Source organism: Micromonospora sp. M51 (assembly GCF_018070305.1).
Classification (GTDB): domain Bacteria; phylum Actinomycetota; class Actinomycetes; order Mycobacteriales; family Micromonosporaceae; genus Micromonospora; species Micromonospora parva.
This window is the reverse complement of the sequence record NZ_JAGPXZ010001281.1, coordinates 1-940: the sequence shown is the minus strand read 5'-3', so window position 1 is coordinate 940 and position 940 is coordinate 1. Positions and strand designations below refer to the sequence as shown.

Genomic DNA, 940 nt, shown 5'->3' with positions numbered 1-940 from the left:
CCCTGGCCGCGGTGCTGCGGTTCCCGCACCGGCGCTGGCCGGACTTCCGGGGGGCGTTCGTCAACGAGCACCCGGTCCTCAACCTTGTCTGCGACGACGGCGACCGACGAGGTGACGGCGCGCCGGTGCTGGTCGCGCACACGGTGCCGGAGTTCGCGGCCGGGCATTTGGCCCAACCCACCGGGGCCGGGCCGGCGATCGAGCAGGCCGTCCGGGACCTGCTCGGGCTGCCCGAACAGGCCGTCGACGTGCACGTGCACCGCTGGACGTACGCGAAGCCGACCCACGCCACCGCCGACGCCACCTACCACCTCGACGCCGACGGGATCGGCCTGGCCGGTGACGCGTTCGGCAAGCCCCGGGTGCAGAGCGCCTGGCGCTCCGGCCGGGACCTCGGCCGCGCGCTGGCCGCCCGGCTGGGCTGAAGCAGCGCTCAGGCTGGGCTGAGCCGGCGTGGGCGGCGGGCCTGAGGTGCCTGCTCAGGCGTGCCCGGCCGCGGCGACCGGCCGGGCGTCGGCGTCCCGCTCGGCCGGGTCGGAGGTCCGCTCTCCCTCCCGGTCGAGCAGTTGCATGACCGGGGTCGCCGTCACGCCGTGCACCACGACGGAGACGAGCACCACCAGCCCGACGGTCGCCCAGAGCAGCTCGGCCTGCGGGAAGTCGGCCTTGGTGGTGGCGTACGCGAGGTAGTAGAACGAGCCGACGCCACGAATGCCGAACAACGAGATGACCCAGTGCTCGGCCGGGCGTCCCGGGGCGCCGCGCAGCGACAACCAGCCGATCAGCGGCCGCACCAGGAACACCAGGGCCAGCCCGACGGCGGCCGCCGGCCAGGTCAGCGGGCCCAGCAGACCACCCACGATCGCGCCGCCCAGCAGCAGCAACAGCACCAGGGTGAGCAGCCGTTCGACCTGCTCGGCGAAGTCGTGCAGGACCGAGT

1 protein-coding gene and 1 pseudogene are annotated in these 940 nt (G+C 74.5%); one reads left to right on the top strand and one right to left on the bottom strand.

Annotated features, from left to right (window positions below):
• Positions 1–425 (top strand): annotated as a pseudogene (locus tag KBX53_RS34290) (NAD/FAD-dependent oxidoreductase); the annotation flags it as partial.
• A gap of 54 nt (positions 426–479) precedes the next feature.
• Here KBX53_RS34290 and KBX53_RS34285 read toward each other — a convergent pair.
• Positions 480–940 (bottom strand): cation:proton antiporter (locus KBX53_RS34285; protein ID WP_210863959.1); only part of this gene is annotated, 461 nt, incomplete at its 5' end.